General features: G+C 35.2%; 2 protein-coding genes. One reads left to right on the top strand and one right to left on the bottom strand.

All coding sequences use genetic code 11. The annotated features are described in order from the left end of the window. On the top strand, positions 1-259 hold a 259-nt coding region (locus ACUVXA_RS20330), incomplete at its 5' end, for a hypothetical protein (RefSeq protein WP_445873119.1). 247 nt (positions 260-506) lie between these two features. Here the strand turns inward: ACUVXA_RS20330 and ACUVXA_RS20325 are convergent. Then, on the bottom strand, positions 507-1748 hold the full coding sequence (locus ACUVXA_RS20325) for a hypothetical protein (protein ID WP_445873118.1): 1242 nt from the start codon (positions 1746-1748) through the stop codon (positions 507-509). Positions 1749-1944: the final 196 nt, after the last annotated feature.

Here is a 1944-nt window from a genome sequence, read left to right as displayed (position 1 = left end):
TCCCACTAGGGGTAGTATACAAATATATTGTGTAAGCGCAGTTAGTGAAGCTGAAACAGTGCAAAAAATAGTTATCCTAACCTTGTTAAGAGAGATTGAAGCCACCGCTGCAAATGCAAAAGTAAGAAAAATGAGAGTAAGGGGTGTAAACTCTTCAGCAACTAAAAATATTGGCAAAACAATTGAAACAAACCTAGGGTATATTTGGAAAAGCAGAAATTGGCCTATGGTGAAAGAGTTTGACAATTGCCAGTATTGAATATAAAATGCCGATGACTGAAAGAATCCTCCCAGAAGACCCGAACAGTAGATAAGCAGACCTAGAGCAAGAGCTGCAAAAACCATTATACGTATTAGTAGGTAACTTCCTCCTCTTTTTTTCCGGTAACTGCTCTCCATCTCCATTCAGATCCTTATTATATGTTCCGGCAGTAATTATTTAAACTTTTCAATTATAGTAATTATATTCAATTAACCACATTTTAGTGAGGGAATGATGGCTGATCTTAAACCTTAAATACTCCGAATAGTTGGTATTGGTATTTGGTTAAGAAACCTTCACTGGTTATTGTAAATCCCTTAATTTTACCCTTAAATGTTAAGACTCTATAGATTTCTATGAGAATTTCGGGATGAACAAATATCTCTGAGGCTATTTTGTAAACGTCTGCGCGTTCCTCTTTCTGAATTTCTTTTTGGGCTATATGTACAAGAGGCTTTTCTAAATACACGTAATCCTTGTAAATCCCCACGGGATTCCCCAGTTTTTCAGCCTCGGAGCAAACCTTTCCCACCAGATTTTCAAAGTATTTCTGTTTTACTTCTTCCACTTTAAGACTTCTCTGAATCTCCTCAAGTTGTAATACGGGCCTCTTCTCTAAAGTTTTTATAATTATAGATGTGTAATTCTTTGCTAAAAACTTATTCAAATCACTATAATGTAACATTACTACTATCGGGATTAAAAATAGGTAAAGAGTGATGATCGAGCTGTTAGAGAAGACTGCGTTGTTCCAGTTAAGAAGGCCCATAAAAGGATAATAATTAGGAAACTCTAATTGTAACAAGAGTCCGCCATAAATAGCTGCGATGAGAAATATGAAGAGGAGCAAAACAATAAGACTATTTCTTATTTGTGTGGCTTTGAGTATTTCGAAATGCTCTAAACTGGGAGCTTCAAACCTACTTAGTGACTTTTTAGCTTCTATGTGTTGGATGCGTTGAACATATACGGTTCCTGCACCAAATAAGATTATGGAAATTATCAAGGCAATCGTGTTTTTTTCAAAAAGTAAGATGAGGTATGGAAGCATGCCCCCGGGAATAGTAGGTAAAAACGTGAAATTAGTCCCAGTGAGGTTTAAGCCCGTAATTGAGGATATTAGTAGAAACTGAATTACTCCGAAAATTACAGCTGTGAAGGCGGCAAAAGAAACTCCGATATATCTGCTGAACAGAGCGAATATAATAGATGCTGCTCCAAGCAGTAAAAACCAGAGAGAAAGTGGGGGAAGACCGTAATATGGAATAAAGAAGCTTGGAAGAGAAACTATAGAAAAATAGGGGTAAAAAGCAAGAAACCACAAGGGCGTACTGAAAACGATGTTGTAATCAACAATCTGGAATAAAGCACCTCCAAAGAGAAATAGAAAACCATTAAATATCCCTACAATGTAGGCTAAAACGCCCCCTGCTAAAAATAAGGTAAGGATAGCACTTGGATTAAGTAGCCCCCTTCTCTCTTTCATCTCAAACACCCAATAAAATTTTTAAGCGATGATTATTTAAACTTAAAGGTTGGGTGGATACTTCTAATGATGGAATATTATTAAGTATTTTTTGGAATTATTAATTAAACGGTTTAAAAATAAAATTGATATAGAAAATAATCGAAAATAAATTAAAAATAAAATTATAATATTCAGGTGAAGGAGTTTGGAAAAT

The sequence above is a fragment of the Candidatus Jordarchaeum sp. genome, assembly GCF_052745115.1.
The sequence above is the reverse complement of the archived record's forward strand: the minus strand, read 5'-3'. Positions and strand labels throughout refer to the sequence as shown.

What these genes read in the sequence shown, in the direction of transcription:
- ACUVXA_RS20325 (WP_445873118.1), bottom strand. Translation starts at nt 1,748, where the DNA reads ATGAAAGAGAGAAGGGGGCTACTTAATCCAAGTGCTATCCTTACCTTA.